Origin of the sequence: Paraglaciecola hydrolytica (assembly GCF_001565895.1) — a bacterium.
GTDB classification, from domain to species: Bacteria; Pseudomonadota; Gammaproteobacteria; order Enterobacterales; family Alteromonadaceae; genus Paraglaciecola; species Paraglaciecola hydrolytica.
Window position 1 is genome coordinate 354,521 of record NZ_LSNE01000009.1, and the last position, 25,125, is coordinate 379,645.

Annotated in this window: 24 protein-coding genes; 10 read left to right on the forward strand and 14 right to left on the reverse strand. The window is 42.3% G+C overall.

What is annotated here, in order from left to right; translation table 11 throughout:
• Positions 1 to 215, reverse strand: a 215-nt coding sequence (locus AX660_RS23345) for a hypothetical protein (protein ID WP_068379499.1), incomplete at its 3' end; no start/stop codon positions are given.
• 224 nt (positions 216 to 439) lie between these two features.
• Here AX660_RS23345 and tadA point away from each other — a divergent pair.
• Positions 440 to 949: a tRNA adenosine(34) deaminase TadA gene (gene tadA / locus AX660_RS17300; RefSeq protein WP_068379502.1), complete on the forward strand. Its 510-nt coding sequence runs from the start codon at positions 440 to 442 to the stop codon at positions 947 to 949.
• A 2-nt stretch (positions 950 to 951) separates the two neighbouring features.
• On the opposite strand, the gene AX660_RS23130 is transcribed toward tadA, so the two are convergent.
• Together AX660_RS23130 and mltF are read right to left on the reverse strand one after the other, a co-directional pair.
• A complete protein-coding gene (locus AX660_RS23130; RefSeq protein WP_235594773.1) occupies positions 952 to 1,104 on the reverse strand; it encodes a hypothetical protein in 153 nt (50 codons plus the stop codon).
• 217 nt (positions 1,105 to 1,321) lie between these two features.
• Complete coding sequence (mltF, locus tag AX660_RS17305) at positions 1,322 to 2,734, reverse strand: membrane-bound lytic murein transglycosylase MltF (RefSeq protein ID WP_082768979.1); 1,413 nt, start codon at positions 2,732 to 2,734, stop codon at positions 1,322 to 1,324.
• A gap of 366 nt (positions 2,735 to 3,100) precedes the next feature.
• Between mltF and purL the strand changes: the two genes are divergently transcribed.
• Both purL and AX660_RS23645 read left to right on the forward strand, forming a co-directional pair.
• Complete coding sequence (gene purL, locus AX660_RS17310; protein WP_068379505.1) at positions 3,101 to 6,988, forward strand: phosphoribosylformylglycinamidine synthase; 3,888 nt, start codon at positions 3,101 to 3,103, stop codon at positions 6,986 to 6,988.
• Positions 6,989 to 7,276: 288 nt separating this feature from the next.
• Positions 7,277 to 7,408 (forward strand): hypothetical protein, encoded by a 132-nt coding sequence (locus AX660_RS23645; protein WP_268801392.1) that lies wholly within the window; start codon positions 7,277 to 7,279, stop codon positions 7,406 to 7,408.
• A 62-nt stretch (positions 7,409 to 7,470) separates the two neighbouring features.
• On the opposite strand, the gene smrA is transcribed toward AX660_RS23645, so the two are convergent.
• The gene (gene smrA, locus AX660_RS17315) at positions 7,471 to 8,061 is read right to left on the reverse strand and encodes a DNA endonuclease SmrA (protein WP_068379508.1); all 591 of its coding nucleotides are present in this window, start codon (positions 8,059 to 8,061) and stop codon (positions 7,471 to 7,473) included.
• A gap of 161 nt (positions 8,062 to 8,222) precedes the next feature.
• Here smrA and AX660_RS17320 point away from each other — a divergent pair, with 161 nt between their 5' ends.
• Positions 8,223 to 10,127, forward strand: coding sequence for a M1 family metallopeptidase (locus AX660_RS17320; protein WP_068379511.1), 1,905 nt, complete (start codon positions 8,223 to 8,225; stop codon positions 10,125 to 10,127).
• Positions 10,128 to 11,003: 876 nt separating this feature from the next.
• Here the strand turns inward: AX660_RS17320 and AX660_RS17325 are convergent.
• The 5 genes from AX660_RS17325 to AX660_RS17345 all read right to left on the reverse strand — a co-directional run bounded on the left by AX660_RS17325 (position 11,004) and on the right by AX660_RS17345 (position 15,570).
• Complete coding sequence (locus tag AX660_RS17325; RefSeq protein WP_068379514.1) at positions 11,004 to 11,897, reverse strand: hypothetical protein; 894 nt, start codon at positions 11,895 to 11,897, stop codon at positions 11,004 to 11,006.
• Positions 11,894 to 12,754 (reverse strand): ABC transporter ATP-binding protein, encoded by an 861-nt coding sequence (locus AX660_RS17330; protein ID WP_068379518.1) that lies wholly within the window; start codon positions 12,752 to 12,754, stop codon positions 11,894 to 11,896. The genes AX660_RS17325 and AX660_RS17330 overlap by 4 nt, the downstream gene beginning before the upstream one ends.
• The gene (locus tag AX660_RS17335) at positions 12,754 to 13,116 is read right to left on the reverse strand and encodes a GntR family transcriptional regulator (protein WP_068379521.1); all 363 of its coding nucleotides are present in this window, start codon (positions 13,114 to 13,116) and stop codon (positions 12,754 to 12,756) included. The genes AX660_RS17330 and AX660_RS17335 overlap by 1 nt, the downstream gene beginning before the upstream one ends.
• Before the next feature lie 163 nt (positions 13,117 to 13,279).
• Positions 13,280 to 14,476, reverse strand: a complete 1,197-nt coding sequence (zapE, locus tag AX660_RS17340) for a cell division protein ZapE (protein ID WP_201027472.1) — start codon at positions 14,474 to 14,476, stop codon at positions 13,280 to 13,282.
• Between the two features lie 41 nt (positions 14,477 to 14,517).
• Positions 14,518 to 15,570 carry a GGDEF domain-containing protein gene (locus AX660_RS17345; RefSeq protein ID WP_068379524.1) on the reverse strand — a complete coding sequence of 351 codons (1,053 nt, stop codon included), beginning with the start codon at positions 15,568 to 15,570 and terminating at the stop codon, positions 14,518 to 14,520.
• Between the two features lie 233 nt (positions 15,571 to 15,803).
• On the opposite strand from AX660_RS17345, the gene AX660_RS17350 reads away from it, so the two are divergent.
• Complete coding sequence (locus AX660_RS17350) at positions 15,804 to 16,364, forward strand: cold shock domain-containing protein (RefSeq protein WP_068379527.1); 561 nt, start codon at positions 15,804 to 15,806, stop codon at positions 16,362 to 16,364.
• A gap of 30 nt (positions 16,365 to 16,394) precedes the next feature.
• Here the strand turns inward: AX660_RS17350 and AX660_RS17355 are convergent, their stop codons facing one another.
• Positions 16,395 to 17,291: a pseudouridine synthase gene (locus tag AX660_RS17355; protein ID WP_068379530.1), complete on the reverse strand. Its 897-nt coding sequence runs from the start codon at positions 17,289 to 17,291 to the stop codon at positions 16,395 to 16,397.
• Between the two features lie 287 nt (positions 17,292 to 17,578).
• Here AX660_RS17355 and AX660_RS17360 point away from each other — a divergent pair, with 287 nt between their 5' ends.
• From AX660_RS17360 to AX660_RS17370, 3 genes are all read left to right on the forward strand, one after another.
• Complete coding sequence (locus AX660_RS17360; RefSeq protein WP_068379533.1) at positions 17,579 to 18,466, forward strand: LysR family transcriptional regulator; 888 nt, start codon at positions 17,579 to 17,581, stop codon at positions 18,464 to 18,466.
• Positions 18,467 to 18,580: 114 nt separating this feature from the next.
• The gene (locus AX660_RS17365) at positions 18,581 to 19,573 is read left to right on the forward strand and encodes an LLM class flavin-dependent oxidoreductase (RefSeq protein ID WP_201027464.1); all 993 of its coding nucleotides are present in this window, start codon (positions 18,581 to 18,583) and stop codon (positions 19,571 to 19,573) included.
• A 63-nt stretch (positions 19,574 to 19,636) separates the two neighbouring features.
• A complete protein-coding gene (locus AX660_RS17370; protein ID WP_068379539.1) occupies positions 19,637 to 20,260 on the forward strand; it encodes a DNA-3-methyladenine glycosylase I in 624 nt (207 codons plus the stop codon).
• A 102-nt stretch (positions 20,261 to 20,362) separates the two neighbouring features.
• On the opposite strand, the gene AX660_RS17375 is transcribed toward AX660_RS17370, so the two are convergent.
• The gene (locus AX660_RS17375; protein WP_068379542.1) at positions 20,363 to 20,557 is read right to left on the reverse strand and encodes a bacterioferritin-associated ferredoxin; all 195 of its coding nucleotides are present in this window, start codon (positions 20,555 to 20,557) and stop codon (positions 20,363 to 20,365) included.
• Positions 20,558 to 20,811: 254 nt separating this feature from the next.
• Here AX660_RS17375 and AX660_RS17380 point away from each other — a divergent pair, with 254 nt between their 5' ends.
• Complete coding sequence (locus tag AX660_RS17380) at positions 20,812 to 21,417, forward strand: peroxiredoxin C (protein WP_068379545.1); 606 nt, start codon at positions 20,812 to 20,814, stop codon at positions 21,415 to 21,417.
• Between the two features lie 84 nt (positions 21,418 to 21,501).
• Here AX660_RS17380 and rnt read toward each other — a convergent pair whose 3' ends face one another.
• A complete protein-coding gene (gene rnt / locus AX660_RS17385; RefSeq protein WP_068379547.1) occupies positions 21,502 to 22,131 on the reverse strand; it encodes a ribonuclease T in 630 nt (209 codons plus the stop codon).
• A 353-nt stretch (positions 22,132 to 22,484) separates the two neighbouring features.
• Between rnt and AX660_RS17390 the strand changes: the two genes are divergently transcribed.
• Positions 22,485 to 23,363: a flagellar protein MotY gene (locus AX660_RS17390; RefSeq protein ID WP_068379550.1), complete on the forward strand. Its 879-nt coding sequence runs from the start codon at positions 22,485 to 22,487 to the stop codon at positions 23,361 to 23,363.
• A 62-nt stretch (positions 23,364 to 23,425) separates the two neighbouring features.
• Here the strand turns inward: AX660_RS17390 and glpQ are convergent, their stop codons facing one another.
• Both glpQ and gloA read right to left on the reverse strand, forming a co-directional pair.
• Positions 23,426 to 24,427, reverse strand: a complete 1,002-nt coding sequence (gene glpQ / locus AX660_RS17395) for a glycerophosphodiester phosphodiesterase (protein WP_068379553.1) — start codon at positions 24,425 to 24,427, stop codon at positions 23,426 to 23,428.
• 18 nt (positions 24,428 to 24,445) lie between these two features.
• Positions 24,446 to 24,826, reverse strand: a complete 381-nt coding sequence (gloA, locus tag AX660_RS17400; protein WP_068379556.1) for a lactoylglutathione lyase — start codon at positions 24,824 to 24,826, stop codon at positions 24,446 to 24,448.
• Positions 24,827 to 25,125 lie beyond the last annotated feature (299 nt).

Sequence of the window (25,125 nt, forward strand, 5' to 3'; positions counted from 1 at the left end):
TTCAAATCGTTAAACTGACGGTTAAGATCGTATTTTTCATCGGTTATAATTTTTTCTAAGGTTTCAATTCTATCTTGTAAACTGGCAACTTGTTGTTGGAGTTCGGTGTTTTTCTGTTCATCTTTTTTATTCGACTTTTTTCCACGAGGTCCATTTATAAGCTCGACAATTGCCCAGCAGACAATACCTACAATTGCGATGGCAGTAATATTCATTTTCGGTTCCCCTTTGTCTTGTCACTATGATTAAAAAGTTTAAGCTTATGTTTAGTGTATGGCAAACTATTAGCTTACGTTTAGTAATTTAATAGCAAGTATTTGACCAGTTAAATAAAAGATATATAAAACAATTGCTTATATATATTTATGATTGTCCGATACGTGTTCTTATGGTTAATTTCACTAATTAATTCATCAAATTCACCACAATTTAGAAAATTATGACAGAACTAAATACTCAAGAACAGCAAGACATATCTTGGATGGATTACGCCCTTAACTTAGCGGATAAAGCAGAACAGCAAGGTGAAATTCCTGTGGGTGCGGTGTTGGTGGTAAATAACAAAGTGGTAGGGGAGGGGTGGAATCAATCTATTAGCTTACATGATCCATCGGCTCACGCTGAAATGCAGGCTATTCGTCAAGCTGGGCAAAATTTACAAAACTACCGCATGCTTGATGCAACCTTGTATGTGACGCTTGAGCCTTGTCCTATGTGCGCGGGTTTATTAGTGCATAGTCGTATTACACGTTTAGTGTTTGGGGCGGCAGATTATAAAACCGGTGCGGCGGGTAGCATAATGAACTTGTTGACAAATGAGCAACTTAATCATCAGGTTGAGATCGTTGGGGGAGTGGAAGAACAACGATGTGGGGAAAAGATTTCTGCTTTTTTTCGCCACAGAAGGGCACAGAAAAAAGCGATTAAGCTAAGCTCTTATCAACAGTAGGGTTAACAGGCTTCAGCAAAATCGCTGTTTGAGGAATGTAATTGAAATTGTTGGCGGCGAATATTCATTTTCTGATGCAAGCGCTTAAGTAATTGTCTTCTGCGACCTGAATTAGCAAATCTGCTTTTAGCCACCATGTTATGGCGTTTTTTCATCATATCTCCTTGTTTTTGTAGTATGTAAGTTGTGGCTTGTTGGATACTTTGAGTCAGTAAATCAAACAAAAGTTCAGTGTTTACACTAAGGCTTTTGTGTTACCACAATATGACACTATCTATAAGTGTTTTAAAATTCAACTGATTTTTTGCAATACAATGTAAATGTTTTATGTAGATACTAATACACTACAATTACGGATGTGAATTGTTAGTTCTAGTCTAAGATCACCGTCTCAGGCCCAGTGATCATAACTGTATCGGTGGGAAGTTCATCTGGCTTTAATATTTGTGGTTGCTGTTCATCCAGCCATACCAAGGTATCGTAATAACGGCGGATATTATCCACATAGGTTACGGCTTCATTTCCTCTGGCATACCCATAAATAGTGGTTTTGTAGTGTTTTTTCTGGCGTAGTTGTAACAGTCGGATTTTTACGTCAATCCACATGTCTGGATTGCCATCTTGTCGGTCAGTTAACACTCTGGCATCTTCTAAATGGCCTAAGCCTATATTGTATGCAGCAAGCGCAAACCAAAGTCTGTCAGGATAGCCAATTCGATCTGGGATGCGTTGTAATAAACTTGCTAAATAAGTCGAACCACCTTTAATGCTTTGTTCGGGATCAAGACGAGACAAAATGCCCAAATCTTTGGCCGTGGCCTGGGTTAACATCATCATACCCCGCACACCTGTAACGGATTTGGCATTGGGTTTCCAGTGGCTTTCTTGATAACTCATGGCGGCTAATAAACGCCAGTCCAGATCACCTGCATAACTTTCAAACCACGGGCGAAATTTAGGCAGTACTTCACGGGCGGCTTTAATGAATTCCCGCGTATCTACATAGTTAAACTGGCGTAAGTGGCCAAAATATTTGTCTTCTAGTGCGGCTAAGATGCCGTTGGTTTGGATGATGCCAAAATATTCAATCAGTGCCGCAAGTAGTGAATCATCTTTATCTTTATTGACTGCCCAGGCTATGTCTTGCTCTGGACTGACAGAAAATCCAATAGCCAGCTCAGGATAACGACGGCGCATTAATGCCAGCACATTGGAGTCGGCTATGGTGTAATCAAGCTCCTCATGCAGGACTAATTCGAGTAGTTCCTCCATGTCTTTGTCGTCGGTTTCTTGCCAGCTTAAGTCGGGATTTTGTTGCTGAAACTCATGCAAGGTTTGGCTATGGCTGCTGCCAGAGATAACTACTAATTTTCCGGTTAAACTACTGATATCCCGTGGCCATTCCTTACCTTGTTTAAATACAAGTTTTTCACTGACACGCTGATAGCCAGGACCAAATCTGAAGTTTTTTTGTCTTTCTGGGTTGGCGCTTAGGCCTGCAGCGATAAGATCAAGATGTTGATTTTGCAACTGAGGAAATAATTCGTTTAAGTTGTAGTAAGGAAATACTTCTAACTTGACGCCTAGGTAGTTGGCAAAACCCTCGGCCAGTTCATACTCAAAACCTATTGGGCCTGTGGCACCATTGTAGTAGGTGGTTAAACCATAAGTGGTACCCACTTTTAACACGCCTGCGTCTAGCACTTCCGCGAGGCTGCTGGCATGTCTTTCATCATTGCAACTACACAGGTGTAAAATTAGTAGTCCAATAAAAGTAATGCGCATTAAAATAAGGCTGATCCTTATGTTAAAAAAGTGAGAGCTATTGTGAACAAATTATTGCTTTTCATCCAGCATTAGTTTTTGGCCTCAATTCAAGGGATATACCCAAAATCATTGGAATTGCGCGGCGGCGGCAAAGGAATGAGACCCCATGAGCTTAGTTCACTAAGTGATCTGAGCGATTGAGTGCGAATGAGTGTAGCCAACAAACGTGCAGTTTCAAGGATGAGGGGATTAAAGTAAATATTATGCCTATCAAGCGCTTATCAATTGACAGGAATTACCCTATAATTCGCGCCTTAAAAATTCCTTCTCACCGGATTGCTTTGCGTTAATGCGAAGTCAATCTAGCAAAATGGTAATGACCTTATGTTAGTGCTTCGCGGAACACCTGCCCTGTCTGATTTTCGTATCGATAAATTGTTAGGCCAATTTGCCTCTTTATCTTTGCCTGTTAAGCAAATTTATGCCGAATTTATGCACTTTGTACATCTTGATGGTGAGCTGTCTGCACCGGCACAAAATGTCTTAGAGCAACTTTTGACTTACGGCCCAGAAATTCAGCAACATGAACCAGCAGGTAAACTGTTTTTAGTTACTCCACGTCCAGGAACGATATCACCTTGGTCATCGAAAGCCAGTGACATTGCGCATAATTGTGGGTTGGCGCAGGTTAGCCGATTGGAGCGAGGCATTGCCTACTATGTGCAAGGAGAACTAGACCACACACAACATAGCCAAATAACGGCTTTATTACATGACCGTATGACGGAAACAGTGTTCACCGAATTGGACCAAGCTAGTGTGTTATTCAAACAAGATGTGCCACAAGCTTTGTCCTCAGTAGATATCATCAGTGGTGGCAAACAAGCTTTAGTGATAGCCAACAAAACCTTAGGTTTAGCCTTGGCAGATGATGAAATTGATTATTTGGTCGAGAACTTTACCGCCTTAGGTCGTAATCCAAATGATATCGAATTATATATGTTCGCCCAGGCTAACTCTGAGCATTGCCGTCATAAAATCTTTAATGCGGATTGGACTATCGATGGCGAAGTTCAGCCTAAATCATTGTTTAAAATGATTAAAAATACTTATGAGCAATGTGGTGCCAATGTGCATTCAGCTTATAAAGATAACGCGGCGGTTATGGAAGGCAGTTTTGCTGGACGTTTTTTCCCTGACGCAACCAGCAATGAATATCGTTACCACCATGAAGATATTGATATTTTGATGAAGGTTGAAACTCATAATCATCCTACTGCAATTTCACCTTTTTCAGGCGCGGCAACAGGCTCTGGCGGTGAAATTCGTGACGAAGGCGCCACCGGGCGCGGTTCTAAACCTAAAGCCGGATTGGTCGGTTTTTCGGTTTCAAACTTAAATATTCCAGGTTTTGTGCAACCGTGGGAAGTGCCTTATGGCAAACCAGAACGCATTGTTAGTGCTTATGACATCATGATAGATGGCCCTTTAGGTGGTGCTGCGTTTAACAACGAGTTTGGTCGTCCAAGTATTCTGGGTTATTTCCGTACGTACGAGCAAAAAGTACATAGTTTTAACGGCGAAGAAGTACGCGGTTATCACAAACCTATTATGTTGGCCGGTGGTTTGGGTAATATCCGTAAAACTCACATCCAAAAAGGTGAAATCACGGTCGGCGCTAAATTGATCGCCTTAGGTGGCCCAGCCATGAACATTGGTTTGGGTGGCGGCGCAGCATCGTCGATGGCCTCTGGTCAATCCACTGAAGATCTTGATTTTGCTTCTGTGCAGCGTGGCAACCCTGAAATGGAGCGCCGTTGTCAGGAAGTCATCGATAAGTGCTGGCAGCTAGGTGAAAATAACCCCATTCAGTTTATTCATGATGTAGGTGCTGGTGGTTTATCCAATGCCTTCCCAGAATTAATTAATGATGGTGAGCGCGGAGGCATTTTTGACTTACGTAAAGTCCCTAATGATGAAACCAGTATGACGCCTATGGAATTATGGTGTAACGAATCACAAGAACGATATGTGATGTCAGTGGCCCCCGAAAACCTAGCTGTTTTTGAAGAAATTTGTCGTCGTGAAAGAGCGCCTTATGCGGTAGTCGGTGAGGCCACGGAAAAGCGTCATTTAAGTGTTGAAGATCCCCACTTTGGCAACAAACCTATTGATTTACCACTTAATGTTTTGCTGGGTAAAACTCCGAAAATGCATCGTGAAGCACTTACGACTCAAGTCGTAAGTCAGCCTTTTGATGCTAGTGGTATCGAGTTGGCACAAGCCGCAGAGCGTATTTTGACTTTGCCCACAGTGGCTGAAAAAACCTTTTTAATCAGCATTGGTGACCGTTCGGTGACCGGTATGGTGTGCCGTGACCAAATGGTAGGTCCGTGGCAAGTACCAGTGGCCGATGTTGGTGTTACCGCTAGCGCCTTTGATACATATCAAGGCGAAGCCATGTCCATGGGTGAACGCACGCCCATCGCCTTACTTAATCCTGCAGCTTCGGCACGTATGGCAGTGGGTGAGGCCTTAACTAACATTGCAGCGGCGGATATTGGTGACTTTAAACGCATTAATTTGTCGGCTAACTGGATGGCGGCCGCTGGTCACCCCGGTGAAGATGCGGGTTTATATGCTGCGGTTAAAGCTATTGGTGAAGAGTTGTGTCCGGCCTTGGATCTGACTATCCCAGTGGGTAAAGACTCCATGTCGATGAAAACGACTTGGCAGGAAAACGGCGAAGCTAAGTCAGTTACCTCACCTTTATCTTTGGTGATCACCGCCTTTGGTGCTGTGCAGGATGTGCGTAAAACTTTAACGCCAGAGCTAAATACACAAGTTAAAGATTCCGAGTTGTTGTTAATTGACTTAGGTCAGGGCAAAAACCGTATGGGTGCATCCTGTTTAACACAGGTTTATCAACAACTGGGTGACGTGACTCCCGATGTAGATTCACCTGCTTTACTTAAAGGATTCTTTTTAGCTATTCAGCAATTAGTGCATGAGAAAAAATTGTTGGCTTATCACGACCGCTCGGATGGTGGATTATTTGCCTCTCTGGTGGAAATGGCATTCGCCGGTAAAACCGGTATAGACATTAACTTAGACCGCTTGTCCGGTTCAGCTCTTGATAGCTTATTTAACGAAGAACTTGGCGCAGTGATACAAATAGCGCTTGCAGACAAAGAGCGTGTGATGAGTGTCTTAACTCAACATGGCTTAATCGACTTAGTACATTCTCTTGGCGGGTTAAATAACACGGACCAAATTGTATTTAGCCAAAATAATAAGGTTGTACTGCAAAACTCGCGGGTACATTACCGCCAGTTATGGGCACAAACGACCTTACACATGCAACAACTACGGGATAACCCTCAGTGTGCATTGGAAGAGCATGAAGCTAAGGCTGATATCTCAGATCCCGGTCTACATGCCAAGTTAAGCTTTGATGTTAACAAGGACGTCGCTGCACCATATATAGCTAAGGGTATAGCGCCAAAAATCGCGATACTACGTGAGCAAGGGGTTAACTCCCACGTTGAAATGGCGGCAGCCTTTGATCGCGCAGGTTTTAACGCCATTGATGTGCATATGAGCGACTTGTTAGGCAACAAACAATCGCTGGCAGGTTTCCAGGGTTTAGTCGCTTGTGGTGGATTTTCTTACGGTGATGTCTTGGGGGCCGGCGAAGGCTGGGCAAAATCGATTTTATTTAATGAACAAGTTCGTGAGCAATTTGCGGCATTTTTTGAACGTCCTGATTCGTTTTCACTGGGTGTTTGTAACGGTTGTCAGATGATGTCAAACCTCAAGTCTTTGATCCCAGGCGCAGATTTGTGGCCGCATTTTGTAACTAATCAATCAGAACGTTTTGAAGCTCGGGTAGCCATGGTTGAAGTGCAAGCCAATAACTCGATTTTCTTTGAGGGTATGCAAGGTTCAAGAATGCCGATTGCGGTATCTCATGGTGAAGGCCGTGCCGAATTCCATAATCAAGCTGGTTTGCAGGCAGCCCAAAACGGGGGAGCGATCGCCCTGCAGTATGTCGATAACTATGGCAAGGTGACTCAGCGTTATCCGGCTAACCCTAACGGTTCTCCTTTAGGTATTGCTGGCTTAACTAGTAAGGATGGTCGCGCCACTATTATGATGCCTCACCCTGAAAGGGTATTCAGGACAGTAGCTAATTCATGGCACCCACAAGATTGGCAAGAAGACAGTGCCTGGATGCGTATGTTCAGGAATGCACGAGTTTATTTAGCTTAAATGTTATTGCTAAATTTATAGCTTAGAGATCAAGGAGTTGAGTGATGACCAAAAGGATTTGGTTAAAAAGGTGTCACTTTTTGCTCTTTTAAAAGTAATAAGTTATAAAAATTACAATTATTTTCTTGCTTATATTAAAACCCTTGTAAATCAGTAAAATAGGGGCTAGTATTTATCACGCTGTTGACAAGGAGTCACTTCTCTGTTTGTTAACAATAAGTGAATAAAAAATGTGCAATAAAGTTTCAATACAATTTAATCTCAACCCCATAATAAAAAGAGACGTAAATGAATCGTTCAAATAAGGGCTTTGGTTTAGCAGGCGTTTTTGCCACGGTTGTCATTTTGATTGTTGCCGCTATTTTTAGTGCTTCGGCCAATTCTTCTAACGAAACACCTCAAGTGACTCAATCTCAATAATACAGACGCATTCATTGCATTCTGCTTAGCGATATTGCTAGTAGAATAGGTTTTTATTGCTGTTATTTTTTACGGTGCAATTCTCGATTGCCCCACTTCTCTGTTTCATTCTTTTTTATCAATACATAAGTTGCCGCGTATCCACTGTGCTGAGGCATTGCACTGTGGAAAGCCAGCACCTGCGGCATTTGTTGTAGCCACTGATTAACATAGCTTTTTAACATGGCTGGCACGGGCTTGCTGTGTAGGCCAATACCGTGTTTGAGTAATAAGGTACGCACGCCCGTTTGGTAAGCATGCATTATTTGGTTAAAAAGAGTGTAGCGAGCTTGCTCAAACTTACATTGTTGTACATTTATGACGTGTTCGATTCGATATTTACCCAAACGTAAGTTTTTAAATACCCCTTCTTGTACCCCAGGTTTTTTATAAGCGAGTTGATCATAGGGATCGACATAATGGCAGCATTCCATACTCAGATAGTTATTGGCTAATTGGATACTCTGTTCAATGTTTTGGCGTTTTAACTGTTTGGCTAAACTGTCTTTAATGCTTGGAACGTAATCAATAGTCAGTTGTTTTAGAGGGGTCACATCACTGAATTCTGCTAGAAAATCAATGTCACCCTCTTTATCTTGATCGTCATAGTCCATTTCAGCTATCTCTTAGTCTTTTGGGATACTTCCTAGTTGAGGTTAACTCGTGCTTATTTCAAGACTTCTTCTGAATTTTACGACAGTTCATCCCATGTCTGTTTAGTTGTTTTTGTGAATGTGCGAAACTACGCGGCTCAGTATTTTTATCAGGAATAACAATGACAACAAAAGTGATATTAAGCTTTGTGGTCAGCGCCTTACTACTAGGTTGCTCGCCCGCTAATCAAGATAAACCAATTACAACATCTGAGTCAGTAAACACCTCAGAACCCCCTAAAACAGTACAGGCCATCAAGTCTGGTAAAGACTATCATTCATACGGTAATCCCGATGAAGTTAAAGTCACCAATCTGGCTTTAGATTTAACCGTCGATTTTACCGATAAAATGCTTAAAGGCAGTGTTGAATTAGATTTTGAACGTATCAAACCAGATGCTAAAGCCTTGGTATTAGATACCCGAGCATTGAATATTATCAATGTCACGGCTGCAGGCAAAACCCTAAATTATAAATTGGCCGGGGCTGATGCGGTATTGGGCTCAGCCCTAACTATTGATTTGCCTGCGACTGGTAATAAAGTCAAAGTTGAATACCAAACCTCACCCGAGGCCTCAGGTGTGCAGTGGTTAACCCCAGCGCAAACTGCGGGTAAAAAACAGCCGTTTTTGTTTACTCAATCCCAAGCTATTCACGCCCGTAGTTTTATTCCTTTACAAGACTCACCACAAGTACGTGTTACCTATCAAGCCACTATTCGCACCCCCAAAGAACTATTGGCGGTAATGAGTGCTGCAAATGATCCTGATACGGCTCGTGATGGTGAATATGAGTTTTCAATGCCTCAACCCATCCCATCTTATTTGATTGCTTTGGCAGTGGGTGACTTACATTTTAAAGCCATGGGGGAGCGCACCGGTGTGTACTCTGAGGCATACATTTTAGATGCGGCTGCCGCTGAGTTTGAAGATACTGAGTCCATGTTAATCGCCACAGAAAAAACCTTTGGCCCTTATAGCTGGGACAGATACGACTTATTAATTTTACCGCCGTCTTTTCCCTTTGGTGGCATGGAAAATCCCCGTTTATCTTTTATCACTCCTACCGTAATAGCCGGTGATAAAAGCTTAGTCTCGTTGATTGCTCATGAACTTGCCCATTCTTGGTCAGGCAATACCGTAACCAATGCGACATGGCGTGACCTGTGGTTAAACGAAGGTTTTACCACTTATTTAACTTATCGCATTATGGAAATGGTTTACGGTGAAAAACGTTTTGCCATGGAAGCCGTATTAGGTCGTCAGGATTTACAAGCCGATATTGATACCCTGCCAGCAGACGACCAAATAATGGCCATTGATTTACGCGGCCGTGATCCTGATGCCGTATTCAGTAATATCCCTTATGAAAAAGGCGCCTTGTTTTTACGTGAGTTAGAGCAAAAAGTCGGCCGTGCGGCTTTTGATGAGTTTTTACTGGGGTATTTCCAACACTTTGCTTTTCAAAGTATCACTACCGATGAGTTTGAAGCTTATTTGCAAACTAACTTAGTTGAACAACACAGTGATGTATTATCGATGGCTAGGATCAATCAATGGATCCACGCGGATGGCGTACCTGAGGGGGCTCCGGTACCTGAATCAGATGCCTTTACTACTGTTGATCAGGCGCGCAACGGCTGGTTAGCCGGTAGTTTAGCTGCCGCCAATATTCTTAATGACGATTGGACAGTGCATCAGTGGTTGTATTTTTTAAATAATATGCCAGCAAAACTAAGCCAAGCTCAGTTAACCGAACTGGATGCTGCCTTTGGCTTAACCGCCAGTCACAACAATGAAATAGCCCATAGCTGGTTACTCATTAGCGTAAACAACTGGTACGAACCAGCCTTTACCCGTTTACATGAATACCTTGTGACCATTGGCCGTAATAAACTGGTTAAACCTTTATATAAAGCCCTTTCGCAAACGCCTGAGGGCAAAAAGATGGCGCAAAAAGCCTTTGCCGAAGCGAAAGATGGTTATCACCCCTTAACGGTAAAAACCAATGAAGTGTTTGTGCAATAACGAACACTTTTGTAAATAGCCAGAAAGCCTGACTTAGTCAGGCTTTTTTTGGATCTTAAAAGCAGTAGAAGCAGTAAATAGCGGCTAGTAAATAGTTGATAGTAAAAGACAACAGTAGAAGCAAAAGCAAAAGCAAAGTCACCACAGAGCGCTGCGCTGCACAGAGAACACGGAGGTAAAGAGAAGGTTGAGCTGAAACGGCGTGTGCTGGCAGTCCTTGCCAATTGAACTACAGAATTTGCCTAATTTCCGGCAAGCCTTGAGTAGAGAGAAAACAAAGAGCACAGCTTCGCTGCTCAAGATGACGTGCTAAAGCACGACCTACAAAAGATTGAGCTAAATCACTGCTTTGTTTTTAGTTCGCAACTCGTCGCTAGAAAAACACCGCTTTTTCTTATGTAGGTCGGCATTTATGCCGTCATAGACTGCGCGATATCAATTAAGGAAACGTTAAAACGGAAAAGTTGAGGCTCACTTTTTGGGTTTGATTCCGTTTTTTTGCATATTATCTGACACTGGTTAAGTACAAATAATGTAAATTAAAATTACCGTTAGGTTTTTTAAACGGGCAGTGGAGTGCAATTGAGTCATCAGAACCATTTTTAGATCAAATTCCTCCGGAAACGAAAGTGGAAATTTTGTTCTCAGTTAAAACTTCCGATTTTGTTGTTCATGAAAAAAATGGTGTAAAAGTCATTGGCTTTAGGAGGTAGATGTCTTATCACAAGCCCAGCCAAACTAGTGTTGTTTGGATTTCTAAAGTGCTAAAAATAGCATGTAAGTCAGTGTAAGAGGTGCCAGTTTTGCTGGCACACTTAGGTTCGATTTAATGTGCTCAATTAAGTTCTAAATTAAATGAGTTTAGGCATATGCCTATTATTCACTGCGATTCGTTCTTATCCAATAGGTTAAATACAGTAGTCCACAGCCAATCGCGGTAGCGATTAAGGTTGCTTTAACGGCAAAAATAGACGGCAAAATAAAAGATGTTGAGTTGCTGGCTAATGACAAGTGATTATTTACATTTAGGTAGTCGAGCACTATATCGCTTAGAAATTTGCTATTAAAACCAAAATAGTTGCTTACCGCTAACTCGATTAATACAACGCAGGTGATAGGCATTACGGCCCACAAAACGGGCGATTTTTTAGCCAGCATTGAGGAAAACATGCACCAAGCGTAAAAGGGGAACAGCCATAAGCTATAGAGTAAAATGTTAAACCAAATTATTGGAAAGTTCATCAACATATCACTACTTGCCCAAAGCCAGGCATCCCAAAAATGCTGCTCAAAGCCCACTGATAGAATGATGCAGGTGATAAAAGCCACTATTAGTAGTAACACCATCATTGCACTGACTAACAGCACAAAAACTCCTGGGATCACTAGAGCACCAGTGAGTAACTTAACCATGATGCTAACCCCGTCAGACACAGGCAGTGAACGCCAAAAGTGGACCGACAAATCTCGTCTTTCATCAAATAAACAACTGGTTAAATAGTGAAATTGGATAATCACAGCCAATATAATAAAGGGAATAAATACTCCGAGTTGAGGCCCAATTAAACTGCCTTTAACATTTGGGGACTGCGTGACGTGCTGTTGTATCATTGTCAACAGTTCAACTATCCGGCTGAGTTGATAGTTTTTACTGAGAAAACAAAAAGCTAAAACCATGATAACGGTAATAAATACAGGAGCCCAAATGATGGCCTTTTTGTATTCCCATATTTCTTTTTTAAATTGAAAGTATATGAATTGCGCGTTCATTGTGTGACCTCCTGTGTCATAAGTCCAACAAATACATCACTTAAGGAGGCTGTGGTAACTTTACCTAGAGCCTCGAGCTCCCTGACATTGCTTTGATCAAATAACATCGTCGTCATGCCCATTAAGCTGTTTGCAAAGATTGGATTTAGGGTTTCGGCCTGATGTTTATTTTCATTACCAACCGCCACTAATTTGAAGCGCTTATTAATAGCATCGATACTTTCAGATAAAATAATTTTGCCATTTTTAATAAAGGCTACATCAGTGAGAACATGCTCGAGCTCGTCAATTTGATGGGTGGTGATAATGATGCATTTATGTTCGTCATAAAAATCTTCTAATAAATGCTGATAAAATTGCCGACGAGTAAGCACATCTAAACCTAAGGTTGGTTCATCTAAAATCAGTACTTTGGCATCAATGGCCATTACTAGGGCCAAGTGCAACTGAGTTACCATGCCTTTAGACAAGCTCGCTACTTTAGCTCTATTTGATATGTTGGTTTTGGCTAAAAAAATCTCGGCCTTGCCTCGATTAAAGTTAACGTGACTGGCTGCCATATAACTCAAGGCTTGCGATACAGTTAACCACTTTGGTAAAACCGATACATCAGCGATATAAGCTACGTCTCGCAGCATAGCAACACGCTGCTTGTTAGGCTGATATCCTAAGATATCAATATCTCCTTGATAATTGATTAAGCCTAGTAGTGCTTGCATACAGGTGGTTTTACCTGAGCCGTTGGGGCCAACAAGACCAAGAATTTGGCCTGCATTAACCGTTAAATCAACATCCTGAAGCACTGGTTTGCCGTTATAGCACTTACTCAATCCTTGTACTTTAATTAGCGCAGTCATTATTTATTCTCCTTGATAGCACTCAGCAATTGCTCTGCTGAAAGACCTAGTCGCTGTATTTTTTTAACTAAAGATGGCCATTCAGTTGATATAAAAGTATCTCGTTCTCTTGCCAATATTTTGTTGTAAACCCCTGTTTTAACGAACAATCCTAAACCTCGTTGTTTTTCAACAATGCTTTCATCTTGTAACATTTGATAAGCTTTAGAAATGGTGATTGGGTTAAGTTGGTATTCGGCCGCTACAGTGCGTACCGAGGGTAATGCTTCACCCTCTTTAATATTCCCTTCTAAAATTCGTCTAATGACTTGCTGATAAAGCTGGAGATAGATGGGGCTTTCTGAATCCCACTGTTTAGTCATTCACTTTCCATGCAGTTAAATTTATTGTTGGTGTTATATATCACCAACACACCTAATGTAAAGTTTTTTATTGCAAGAAAGTCGCGTAAGGAACTTAGCATTGTCGATGCGGCTTGCCTATTGCGCGCAAATTGGTGGGAGGTATAAACTATTTTTTATCGAATTAATGCTGTCTTGAACTCATTTCAATCAAACGACTATAAGTACGGCGAAATTCAAATAGCAGTGCGCCTTCTAGATAGAGCTCATTCAATGGTACTTCCGTGCTTACATACAGTCTTACTTTTTGATCATATAACTCGTCGATTAGGCTGATAAAACGTCGGGCCATATCGTCATTAACCGCGTAGCTTACAATACGTTCTCCTGTGCTGGTGGCTTGGTTTTCGCCTATGCCATCTTCGGTGCCGCGGGCTTTGATCCAGCCACGTACTTTGCCACCCATCTGGGGTACACCACTTAACATTACGGTGCAAAAACTACTGGCAATTTCCATGTAATCGAGTTGTGAGCGCGGGCCATCGCACAAAACATAAAAGTCTAACCATATAACGGAGTTAGGGATATTGCTGTCGGTGGCACGAATAGCAGGGATGTCGCGATGGCAGATTTTTATGCTGGTGGACTTAATCGATGTTGAGTTTATAGCTTGGGTAAGTTCAGCGAAAATAGCCGCAAAATCTCGTTGTTTGTTTACCCCAATATAGTTGGATACAACGTTTTGGGCGACGTCACTTTCAAGTGTTTGTAAGTAATGTAAGCGGTGGTCGTGTTCACCAGCGAGGTGTAAAACCTGGGTATGTTGTTGTAACAAGGCGATGCAGGGCAAAAATTTATGTCGAGCTAAGCCATTTTCATATAAACGTTCCAACGGAATATTCGAGGTCGCTACCAGCACAACGCCTTGTTTAAACAAACACTCAAACAAACCAGCGAGGATCATGGCATCGCCAATATCGGCGACAAAAAACTCGTCAAAACTCAGTATGCGGCATTCTTGTGCCAGTTCGTTGGCAATGACGACTAAAGGATCTTGTTGGCCTGTTTGTTGATTTAGGGCTTGATGAATGCGTGCCATAAAACGATGAAAGTGTAATCTCAGTTTGCCTGCTACGGGTAAACAATCGTAAAACAGGTCCATCAAAAAAGTTTTACCGCGACCTACGTCGCCCCACAAATAAAGCCCTTTAATTGATGAAGGGACTGTTTGGTCCTGTTGGGTTAATTGTTTAAATAATGTATCTAGAGCGGTGATTGCTTGCAGTTGAGCAGGATCGTCAATCAGTTTAGTGCCCATTTGCGATTGATAAACAGCAAGGGGAGAGTTAAGTTCTGGTGTAGTGTTTGAGCCATCAGGCATAGAGAATATATCCGACAATTGACAGTACTAGCTAAACGGCTTCAGGCAACAACACGATTACGACCTTGGCTTTTGGCTTGGTAAAGGGCTTTGTCTGCTCTATCTAACAAGGTTTCGGCGGTGTCACCCAGTTGGTTTTGCGCTAGGCCTAAACTGATCGTTAAGAACTTACCTTCTATTTCTTGCTCGGCAACAAAGGCGCGTAATCTTTCTGCCTGCAATATGCCTGCGTCAAGGGTGGTATTAGACAATACCACAACAAACTCTTCGCCGCCCCAGCGTGCTAATAAATCACCACTGCGCATTTTTTTGCGTAGTTGTTCTGCGAGGCCAGTTAGCACTTTATCTCCTACTAAATGTCCATAGCTATCATTGACCAGTTTAAAATGATCAATATCCAAGATCATAACGGTTACTGCACGCTCAGTATCTAAGATGGTGGAGAGCATTTCTTCCAGTTTTAAATCTAACTTCTCCCTATTGTAGAGGCCAGTTAATTTGTCTCGCTCTGCCAGGTTTTGTATTTTTACGTTTTGCGCAGCCAGTTGTTGATAAGCGAGAGTGCGGGTACCTTCGTAAAAGCGAAATAATAGAATATGGGCGATTGAAACTTCGACCACATTATATAAAGCGCCTAAGCCAAAAGTGACCTCTTGCTGTTGTTGAACTTGCTCGTACACAAGCGCCACACAAACCGTAAAAACGACAGCAGAAATTACAGCGCCCCAATGCGGCCCTAATAAAAAGAAGGCGATAGGCGGCACGAGTGTGGCCCAGTATAGAGAATGAGAATAACCGCCGGCAGAGACTACAAATAACAAGAGTAAAGCTGTTACAAGCAGAGTAAGCGCCCATGCCGCAATATTCACGTGGCCAGTAATTCGAAAGCCAGCATAAATGCCTAAAGAGATTATGAAGCCGCTAGCATCGAGTATGGCGTATTTAATATCCTGAAAATCAAACAGATTAATGAGTGACAGAACAAGAAAATAAACAGTGGTGAGCAGGAGAGTATGTTCGATCAAGCGTACTCGCCAATAATCTGCATGATCTGGCGGATATTGGGGAAATTCTTTGTACCAAAATTTGAGCATATTACTTCTTCTCTTACTGCGAGATTGGATTATTGCGTATTTGCCCTAGTGAAGAAAGTTAAACAGCCAATTCGCAAAGGTACTTTAGGTCTTAGGCATTACTCAGAACCTAAGGTTGGGAGTTATTTTTTACTTAAATTCACTGTTTTAAAACTTGCAGTAATTTGTTAACTCTTTTAATTTACAGGCAAAAGTTGTATTTCGAAATACTATAAATAACCGCGGAGACAGGGATGATTAAGGGGCGCTTAAAATCGTGGAATGAGCAAAAAGGATTTGGTTTTATAAGCTCGGAAGCAATAGAACATGACGTCTTTGTGCACATCTCTGCATTAAAAACTATGAGTCGTAAACCCCAGTTGGGCGACATTATTTATTTTAATACCGAGCAACAAGCCGACGGTAAAATACGAGCGATTAATTGCGAGATTGAAGGCGTTGCCGTTGTTGAAAAACGTCCTTCGAAGCGCAACCACAAGTATAAAAATAACAAGCAAGCTAATACAAAATTTCCTTTAGTTACCATAGTGATACTCATTGTTATTGGGGTTTTTGCTTATCAAAAATGGGGTAGGAACGTGAGTTATACGCCGCCCGCCAATTATAAAAACTTTGAAGCGCTTGTCCCAAGCATTATTGAAGAGCCCTCGTCTAATTTCGTCTGCGATGGTCGCACACATTGCAGCCAGATGAATTCGCGTGAAGAAGCGGTATTTTTTATCAATAATTGTCCTGATACAAAAATGGATGGTGATAGAGATGGCATACCTTGTGAAAATGATAGTCGTTTTTAAATTGCGAGAGTTATGCTGCGTCAGTGTTCGTTAGTCGAGGCTAAGTTCACTACCACTGTTAAAACAGCGTAACTCTTGGCTTATAGGATCAATAAACTCGAGTTGCTGAGCCAGAAGTTGCAGTGGTTTGCAGTAATCATCCGGCTGACTTACTTGGAGTTGAGGGTAATAGTTATCGTGTAACAAGGGCCAACCCAGGCTTTGCATGTGTAAGCGTAATTGGTGGGTTTTACCGGTAACTGGGTTTAATTCAAATAAGGCCTTGTCGCCTGATACTTGCAAACAACGAATGAGGGAGTGGCTATTGGCTAAACCCTCGACGATTTCCATTAAAAATCGCGGTTGGCTTTTTTCCATACGATTTTTAACTTCCCACCGCTGATTAACCCCAGGGACATTGTTTTTATTAGTCATTTGCGCAATGGCTTGATAAGTCTTGTTGACTTGATGAGTTTCGAATAATTTATGGTAATGGGGCCGTGTATCGGCACTAACTGAAAACAGTACCAAACCAGCCGTACCTTTATCTAAGCGATGCATGGCTTGCAGTTGCTGATTGCCCGTTTTGTTACGCAGGCGATTTTGCAGGCATTCGTCCACATAGTTACCACCCGGTGTCACAGGCAAAAAATGCGGCTTGTAGGCTACTAAGATCAATTCGTCTTGAAAGATAATCTGTTCGGCAAAGGGGATCACAGGTTCGCTGCTGACTTCGCGATAATAATAAACCCGCTGTTGAGCCGCAAAAGGCGTGTGGGGCGTAATCAAACTACCATCATGCCAATGGACCTTGCCCTCGGCCATACGTTGTTGCCATACCTCGGGCGAGATAGCTGGGAACTTCAAAATGAGAAAGTCTAAGACGCTGGTTACACCGGGATTATGCTGAGGTAGGCTGAGCTTGGATGGGGTAAGGGCTATGGCCATAAATGCACTCGTTATTGGCCCAAACTGGACGCTAATAAATTACCGCGGGAGTATACAAGGTTTTAGCCAAACCTGCGGCTTATTGTTATCTGCCTTTTTATTCTTATCTCGCCGCTTTTTTCACAAAAAGCCCGAGCTTAATATCCTACACCGAGTCCAATCTGATTGGCATATTCAATGTCTGCAAATACCTCTGCTAACATATTAAAAAAAATGATATATTTTTAATTACCTATGAATTTTATTCATGTTTAAGGCTTGTGCTTAAGTCTTATGCAGGGAGTCCTATGTTAGAGCGCAATCATTTAACCATTATCCAAACTATAGAAAAGGTTGGCACCTTAACCGAAGCCGCCAATCTTTTGTGTTTAACCCAATCGGCTTTGAGCCATTCCATTAAAAAACTTGAGCAACAGTTAGGTGTGGCGGTGTGGGTCAAAGATGGGCGACGTTTACGTTTAACTCAGGCGGGCAGCGCCATTTTAAATTTGGCTGATAGAGTATTGCCGCAGTTTGCTCATAGTGAGCAAGTGATCGAAAAAATGGCGGAAGGCAGTCAAGGTAGCCTGCGTATAGGTATGGAATGTCACCCTTGTTATCAATGGCTATTAAACATCGTTGGGCCCTTTTTAAACGAGTTTCCGAGCGTGGATTTAGATGTACGCCAGCGTTTTCAGTTTGGTGGGGTAGGGGCTTTATTAGGTTTTGATATTGATGTGTTGATTACGCCTGATCCTTTGTATGTAACAGGCTTGGAATACTTGCCCGTTTTTGATTACGAACATGTGCTGGTGGTGGCAAAATCCCATCATTTGGCTGACACGACTTATGTGCTGCCGCAAGACTTGAGTACTGAAAACGTGATCACCTATCCGGTTGAACCCTCTCGTTTAGATATTTTTAGCCAGTTTTGCACCCCCGCAGGGGTGGCGGTAAAAAAGCATACACAAATTGAAACCACCGAAATCCTCTTACAAATGGTGGCCAGCGGCAGAGGCGTGGCTGCTTTACCAAGATGGCTGGTAGAAGATAATCAACAAACTTTAGGTTTAGTACCTTTGAGCTTGGGTAAAAAAGGCGTTTTTAAAACCATTAATTTAGGTTTTAGAGTTAATGAGTCGCGGCCTGCTTATCTCAGTCGTTTTATTGAGCTGGCCGAGGGCAAAGAGGCTTGAGTGCAGCAAAGTGGTTTGCATACTTGATAAGTTGTCAGTGCTTGTAAAAGTGGACACTCATCCCCAACTCAGACTTATGCTAAAAATAATCAAAGTTACTTATTGAGCCCACTTATGATCCCACTTTCTTTACTCGATCTTGCACCTATATGCAGTGATGGCTCTATTACCCAAGCGCTAGATAATAGCCGTCGAATGGCTATTGTTGCTGAGCAACATGCTTATAAACGCATATGGTTGGCCGAGCATCATGGCATGTTGGGGGTGGCCAGCTCTGCCACATCCTTAGCCATCAGTCATATTGCCGCCGCCACTCAACATATTCGGGTCGGCTCGGGTGGCATTATGTTGCCTAATCACTCGCCTTTGGTCATTGCCGAGCAGTTTGGCACTCTTGAAGCCCTATATCCTGGGCGTATTGATCTTGGTCTAGGCCGTGCACCTGGTAGTGATATGGCCACCGCCAATGCATTGAGGCGTGATATGAATGCCAGTGTGGATGACTATCCACGTAATATTCGAGAATTACAGACCTATTTAGGCCCCCAGCAAGCGGGCCAAAAAATCTTTGCCGTACCCGGTCAAAACAGTAATGTGCCACTGTGGTTATTAGGCTCAAGTTTGTACAGTGCCCAGTTAGCGGCAAGCATGGGTTTGCCTTATTCTTTTGCATCCCACTTTGCCCCTGATCAATTACATGATGCGATTAGTGTTTATCGTCATCACTTTCAAGCTTCAGCTCAATGTGCCAAACCTTTTGTCTCTGCTGGATTGATGGCTGTGGTGGCACAAACCGACGAACAAGCGCAATTCTTGTTTAGTTCAGTGCAGCAGCAGTTTATTAATCTGCGCCGTGGGGTAAATCAGCCATTTCAAGCACCTATTGATTCCATGAACGGTCTGTGGTCAGAGCCTGAAAGAGTTATGATCAATCATACTTTGCAATATGCTTTGGTTGGTAGTCAGGCAACCGTTAAAGCTAAGTTGGCTAATTTTGTGGCGGCAACTAAAGTGGATGAGGTGATAGTGTCTATGCCTATTTACGATATAGACGCTCGATTAAACAGCGTGGCTCTATTGGCCGAGTGTATGGCACAACTCAATTAAACCTCATTTAACTGTAGAGTGATAAGCCAGTGAGTTTTAAAACTTAATCATTGAGAGAGCATTATGGACAAAGTATTTATCGCCCCAGACGGTTTGCCACGCTGCCATTGGACGGGAGGTGCCCCGGAATTTGTTGCCTATCATGATAATGAATGGGGGTATCCGGTTGCTGATGATATGCGTTTATTTGAAAAACTGTGTCTTGAGAGTTTTCAGTCTGGATTAAGCTGGCGAACTATCTTGGCCAAACGTGACAATTTTCGCGCGGCTTTTGCCCATTTTGATTTTAATAAAGTGGCAGAATTTAACGCAGAAGAAATTGAAACCTTGCTGCAAAACCCAGGCATAGTAAGGCATCGTGGCAAGATAGAAGCGGTGATCAACAATGCTAAACGGGCACAGGAATTGGTTAAGCAAGAGGGCTCATTGGCCGCGTTTTTCTGGCGTTATGAGCCTAACGCACTTGACGCCGATCAGGCTCAAACACTGACAACATCCGAAGCATCGATTGCCTTAGCAAAAGCATTAAAAAAACTGGGTTGGAAATTTGTCGGGCCGACCACTGTTTATGCCTTTATGCAGGCAATGGGTTTAATCAACGATCATGTAGAGGACTGTATTTGTCGCGAAAGAGTTGATATACAAAGGAAGAAGTTTAAACGACCACAGTCGTCAATAGAGAGTTAGGTTTTTCTATTACTGAGCTAACTTAGCCCTGTGTGATATAAGATTATATGCTATGTGGCTGTTCTGTCTTGGCTTAAGCTTGCAACTCGCTGCTTTAATGAGTTAACACACTTCTTTAAATAAGGATTCGTCGATAATAGTATTATCGATAATGCTTTGTGCCATTTGGATACAGCGGCCACATTGACTGCCGACACCTAGATGTTGTTTTAATTGACGCAGGTTACCAATGCCTTCTTCACGCACAGCCTGTTTAATGGCTTTATCAGTGATACCGTGGCACAAACAAACGTACATACATTATCTCTCTCGTTAAGGTGTAAATAATAATAATTGTCATTTGCATAAAGATCAATAGTTAAATTGCAGACTAAATGTACAAACACACTTTGTTTGCTAAAGGACTATACTTTTACGCGCTTAAATAACTGAATTAGTTTTAGTGATCTTGTTGGTTTTTGTAAAAATGAACCTATATGATGGTACAGAGCAAAGCTTGTTAACATTTTAAGTCGGCTTAAACCTGCCGATTAACCCCTAAGGAGAAATAAATGAGTGTATTAGTCAGTCGTCCTGCCCCAGATTTCACTGCTGCTGCCGTATTAGGCAGTGGAGAAATTGTTGATAGTTTTACCCTAAGTGAAGCCATTAAAGGTAAAGCTGCGGTACTTTTCTTTTACCCACTGGATTTTACTTTTGTATGTCCATCTGAATTGATTGCTTTTGACAAGCGTTATGCTGAATTCCAAAAACGTGGTGTTGAAGTCATTGGTGTATCTATCGATTCACAATTCAGCCACAACGCATGGCGTAACACTGCCATCAACGATGGTGGTATCGGTCCCGTTAAATACACCTTAGTGGCTGATGTTAAACACGAAATTTGTCAGGCTTATGATGTAGAGCATCCAGATGCTGGTGTTGCTTTCCGTGGTTCATTTTTAATCGACAAAAACGGTGTAGTACGTCATCAAGTCGTTAATGACTTACCACTTGGCCGTAACATCGACGAAATGTTGCGTATGGTTGATGCTTTGAACTTCCACGAAGAGCACGGTGAAGTTTGTCCTGCGGGTTGGACTGAAGGTAAAAAAGGAATGGATGCTAGCACTGCTGGTGTTGCTAACTACTTAAAAGAAAACGCTGACAGCCTATAATTTTAGAGCTTGTTAGTATTTGCTTAATAAAAAACCGCTGAGAAGCGGTTTTTTTATGTCTTGTGTTTTCTTGGTACATTAACTCTACATATCTAACTGCAGCCCGCCTAAAGTCTTCCATTTATTCACGATATAACAAAATAACTCAGCGGTTTTTTGCGTGTCATATAGTGCAGAATGGGCTTCTTTTTGATCAAATTCGATTCCAGCGGCCATACAGGCTTTAATCAACACGGTTTGCCCCAGAGCCAAGCCAGCCAAAGTAGTGGTATCAAAAGACACAAATGGATGGAAAGGTGTGCGTTTAATGCTACTGCGCTCAATAGCCGCATTAACAAAACCCTGATCAAAGGCCGCATTGTGAGCGACTATGATAGAACGTTGGCAGTCGGCATTTTTTTGCTCTTTACGTATCTCTTTGCACAGTTCTTTCATGGCTTCAGATTCTTCAATTGCACCACGTAAAGCACAATAGGGATCAATGCCGTTAAAATCCAAAGCGGCTTTTTCTAAATTGGCGCCAGCAAAGGGTTCGATATGATGATGAAAGGTTTTATCTGGATGCAAAAAACCCTGATCATCCATCTTTAAGGTAACAGCGGCTATTTCCAGTAAGGCATCAGTTTTGGCATTAAAACCGGCGGTTTCTACATCCACCACCACAGGGAAATAACCCCTAAAACGATTTTTTATCAAACAATGTGACTCAGACATGCAAACCTAATGAACTTTAAAGAGGCGGGATTATGTCAAGTATCGTCGGGGTCTGCCAGTATTAAACCGCTCCCTAATCATTATGGATGGCTATTTACCCTATATCATTGGAATTGCACGACGGCGGTAAAGGGACTTAGCCCCATGAACTTAGCTGTGCTAAGCACTTTACCAATCAGAGTGAGTGAATGCTGCTAACAAACGCGCAGTTTCAAACAGAAGGGTATAAAAGTCTTTTACAATCTACTAACACTCAGCCAATATAACTCTCTAATGTATTATTTTAACCAATTTGCCGCTAAACAATTGTGATTTTTGGTCGATAAAAGAGCACAGGAGCGGGGGCGTCTTAGATGATTTTTGAATTTCGAAAAGCCATACTTTGGTCAATCATATTATTGTTTCCATTTTCGAGCTCGGCTAGCTTGCGTCAGTACGTGGCCAAGGTAGAGAGTTCACAATGGCAGTTGAGCGATCCTAGTCGTTTACAATGTTCCTTAAGTCATAATTTGCCGGGTTACGGTAAAGCTATTTTTAGCAGTATTGCCTCTAAACAGCTAAATATGGAGTTTGAACTGGATATGTTACAGCTGCCTAAAACCTACGGAGTTGCTGCAGTATATTCGGTGCCACCCAAGTGGATGCCCGGTCAAGCTTCAAAAAACATCGCCGATATGACAATTCGTAAACAATATAATGGTGATTTACCCGAGCAGGCCGCTTGGACTATGTTAACTGAGTTAGAAAAAGGTTTTTGGCCGACTATCTATTATCAAGATTGGTACAATCAAAACGACACCGTCGCCGTCGGCCTTAATGCCAGTAATTTTGCCCAACCTTATCAACAATTTGCCGAGTGTGTGGCCAACTTATTGCCTTATAGTTTTGAAGATATTGCCTATACGGTGCTTAATTATAATTTTGGTAGCTCGGTGCTGACCAAATACTCCCAACAACGTCTAGCGATGATCGGTGAATACTTAAAAGAAGATCAGGATCTGGAGTTGGTATTAGTTGATGGCTATACCGATAGTTATGGCATGCCGGGGATTAACCAAAAAGTATCAGTTGAACGTGCAGTTGAGGTTAAAGCTTTTTTTAGTGGTATGGGGGTGGCGCCCGAACGTATTGATGTAACGGGCCATGGTGAAAGACGCCATATTTCGCCCAATACTAATGAATCAACCCGTGCCCAAAACCGGCGCGTGGTGATTCAGATGTCTAAACCCTAAGATACTAAACCGTATAAATTTGGTTCTAAGCTAAGTAAAGAAGTGTGAAATGTAAAAGTCCCTTAATCGGGACTTTTTACTTTTGGCTGTTTATTTAAAAATAAAACGACTGTATCAGTAAAATCACTAAATAAACCGTCGACTTTTACCTGCTTAAACAAGATGTTTAATACTTGTTCAGCGTTAATACCAGTCGGCAAAGCATCCTGTCTGAAGGTATAGGGATGCACTTGCAAACCTACTTGATGAGCGTTGTTAACTAAGTCCGTTGCTTTACCTGTAGTTAAATCAAAAATTTGTGGTAACCAAGGACCAATTCCCTGAGCATATTTGGCAACTTCAGCTAACATCTGCGGACTTTGTAAAGCATCATAATCAGTTGCGGCTTCGCCCCAGCTATTATCACCAATCAATTGTACTAACTTTACCTTTGCACCCAGTTCAGTGCGTAAGCGTTTAGTTTCGGCAAAATCAAAACACTGTACATAAATGGCTTTGCTGGCGTCGTCTAAGCCGTATTCCCGCAGCATATTAAGTACGATTTGACTAATATCTGCCCCTTGCTGTTGATGCCACGCAGGGGATTTTATTTCAGGGTAATAACCTACATTGCCTTTGAATTGACGATTAAGTTGAGCAATGAGTTCAAGCTGTTCGGCAAAGGTTGCGATTTTAAAACTGGCGTCGCCTTGATAGCGATTTGCAAAAACTTGTTTACCATCCAACTCTTGGCGCTCGTGCACTTTCAATGTTTTTAATTCAGCTAAGCTAAAATCAAAGGCATAAAAACGTCCATCTTCTCGGTGACGCGCAGGAAACTTAGTGGCTACGTCAGTTACCGTATCAAGATGAATATCGTGGAGTACCACGGGTACTAAATCTTTGCTCAGTACCAAGTCTTGTTCGATGAAATCCGCACCCTGAGCGTAGGCCAGGGTGGCCGCCTCTAAAGTGTGTTCGGGCAAATAACCTGAGGCGCCACGATGGGCAATCACCACAGGCTGAGCCACTGTAGAACCGATAAAACTGGCTGATAATAATGCGGCTAACAGACGAACTTTCATGTGGGAGGCCTTAGGTGTTTAATCAGCAATGAGTTCAATAGCGTAGCCATCGGGATCGCGTACAAAGGCAATCACAGTGTCGCCACCTAACACCGGCCCGGGTTTACGATAAACATCGGCACCTTGCTGTTCGAGTTTGGCGCACAGGCCATAGATATCGTCTACACCAATGGCAATATGACCATAAGCCTTGCCCATATCATAAGACTCGGTGCCCCAGTTATAGGTCAGTTCTAATACGGTATTGTGGCTTTCGTCACCATAACCAATAAAGGCCAATGTGTATTTGTATTCGCTATTGTCACTTTGACGCAGCAATTTCATGCCTAACATCTCGGTATAAAACTTGATTGAACGCTCGAGGTTGCCCACTCGCAACATGGTATGCAGTAAACGCATCTTAATCCTTAATAAAACCCAAAATAACAAAGGCAAGCATGTCATTTTTTTAAGTGAAATGCGACAGCTTGCCCCTATGTTTATAGTAATTATAAATAGGTTTTAATACCTTAAAATGACAGCGGTTCTATGCGAGGCCCAAGTAAGGTGTACTTAAACTCGTTTAGGTCTTATCCAACATTCTGGCCGGTTTATATACCACGGTGGCACAAAGGAGCAGCGCAGCTGCCGCCATATAAATGATTAAGGCATAATTATCATCACCCAATAATAAGGCGGCAGCCATTGGCCCTGAGGCT

Coding starts and splice junctions, on each gene's coding strand:
- tadA (WP_068379502.1), top strand. CDS start 440: ATGACAGAACTAAATACTCAAGAACAGCAAGACATATCTTGGATGGAT.
- AX660_RS23130 (WP_235594773.1), bottom strand. CDS start 1,104: ATGAAAAAACGCCATAACATGGTGGCTAAAAGCAGATTTGCTAATTCA.
- mltF (WP_082768979.1), bottom strand. CDS start 2,734: ATGCGCATTACTTTTATTGGACTACTAATTTTACACCTGTGTAGTTGC.
- purL (WP_068379505.1), top strand. CDS start 3,101: ATGTTAGTGCTTCGCGGAACACCTGCCCTGTCTGATTTTCGTATCGAT.
- AX660_RS23645 (WP_268801392.1), top strand. CDS start 7,277: ATGAATCGTTCAAATAAGGGCTTTGGTTTAGCAGGCGTTTTTGCCACG.
- smrA (WP_068379508.1), bottom strand. CDS start 8,061: ATGGACTATGACGATCAAGATAAAGAGGGTGACATTGATTTTCTAGCA.
- AX660_RS17320 (WP_068379511.1), top strand. CDS start 8,223: ATGACAACAAAAGTGATATTAAGCTTTGTGGTCAGCGCCTTACTACTA.
- AX660_RS17325 (WP_068379514.1), bottom strand. CDS start 11,897: ATGAACGCGCAATTCATATACTTTCAATTTAAAAAAGAAATATGGGAA.
- AX660_RS17330 (WP_068379518.1), bottom strand. CDS start 12,754: ATGACTGCGCTAATTAAAGTACAAGGATTGAGTAAGTGCTATAACGGC.
- AX660_RS17335 (WP_068379521.1), bottom strand. CDS start 13,116: ATGACTAAACAGTGGGATTCAGAAAGCCCCATCTATCTCCAGCTTTAT.
- zapE (WP_201027472.1), bottom strand. CDS start 14,476: ATGCCTGATGGCTCAAACACTACACCAGAACTTAACTCTCCCCTTGCT.
- AX660_RS17345 (WP_068379524.1), bottom strand. CDS start 15,570: ATGCTCAAATTTTGGTACAAAGAATTTCCCCAATATCCGCCAGATCAT.
- AX660_RS17350 (WP_068379527.1), top strand. CDS start 15,804: ATGATTAAGGGGCGCTTAAAATCGTGGAATGAGCAAAAAGGATTTGGT.
- AX660_RS17355 (WP_068379530.1), bottom strand. CDS start 17,291: ATGGCCATAGCCCTTACCCCATCCAAGCTCAGCCTACCTCAGCATAAT.
- AX660_RS17360 (WP_068379533.1), top strand. CDS start 17,579: ATGTTAGAGCGCAATCATTTAACCATTATCCAAACTATAGAAAAGGTT.
- AX660_RS17365 (WP_201027464.1), top strand. CDS start 18,581: ATGATCCCACTTTCTTTACTCGATCTTGCACCTATATGCAGTGATGGC.
- AX660_RS17370 (WP_068379539.1), top strand. CDS start 19,637: ATGGACAAAGTATTTATCGCCCCAGACGGTTTGCCACGCTGCCATTGG.
- AX660_RS17375 (WP_068379542.1), bottom strand. CDS start 20,557: ATGTACGTTTGTTTGTGCCACGGTATCACTGATAAAGCCATTAAACAG.
- AX660_RS17380 (WP_068379545.1), top strand. CDS start 20,812: ATGAGTGTATTAGTCAGTCGTCCTGCCCCAGATTTCACTGCTGCTGCC.
- rnt (WP_068379547.1), bottom strand. CDS start 22,131: ATGTCTGAGTCACATTGTTTGATAAAAAATCGTTTTAGGGGTTATTTC.
- AX660_RS17390 (WP_068379550.1), top strand. CDS start 22,485: ATGATTTTTGAATTTCGAAAAGCCATACTTTGGTCAATCATATTATTG.
- glpQ (WP_068379553.1), bottom strand. CDS start 24,427: ATGAAAGTTCGTCTGTTAGCCGCATTATTATCAGCCAGTTTTATCGGT.
- gloA (WP_068379556.1), bottom strand. CDS start 24,826: ATGCGTTTACTGCATACCATGTTGCGAGTGGGCAACCTCGAGCGTTCA.